The 509-nt window shown below is 50.5% G+C and carries 1 protein-coding gene; it reads right to left on the bottom strand.

Annotation, left to right across the window (positions count from 1 at the left end):
• Positions 1–249: 249 nt before the first annotated feature.
• The coding region (locus HMPREF9334_RS11310) for a replication/maintenance protein RepL (protein ID WP_039957616.1) at positions 250–509 on the bottom strand (260 nt) is incomplete at its 5' end.

The following is a 509-nucleotide window of genomic DNA, read 5'->3' as shown; positions in this document are numbered from 1 at the left end:
AAACTCTCCACGCGTGGAGATTTCTATGCGTTTTCGATGTGCACTTAGGAGTTTCTCGCAGCCGCGAAAAACTCGTGCACACCTTCGAGCAGAATTGCTCGAAGCTCACTTATGCATTTCAGAATCTGAAACGCCGTTCGCGCCCGATTGTATCGGGCGATTTTTGCCGCTCACCTTCGTTCGCTGATCCGCCGCGATGGGCGGATAAAAAAAATAGATCGGCGCACATCGGCGCCGATCGGATTCAAGTCAGCTTGCTTTTTGCTCTGCGAATACCTCGTATTGTTCTTCAGGAATGGCTGCGGAATCGTTCGAGCCGTCCCCTTCGGCTGCTGCGTCGTGATATTGCAGCAGCACGTTCATTCTTGCGTTCTTCCCGCCCTTGAATAATACGTCTGGGTTTACGCGATATGCGCCTTGATTGATGCGTTGCAAGAAGTTACTGTCGATTAGTGCTTGTAGTGTCCTCGATACCGTTTGATAGCTGATACCGCTTTTATCGGCTATCT

The organism is Centipeda infelix ATCC 43532 (genome assembly GCF_000234095.1).
GTDB classification, from domain to species: Bacteria; Bacillota; Negativicutes; order Selenomonadales; family Selenomonadaceae; genus Centipeda; species Centipeda infelix.
The sequence above is the reverse complement of the archived record's forward strand: the minus strand, read 5'-3'. Positions and strand labels throughout refer to the sequence as shown.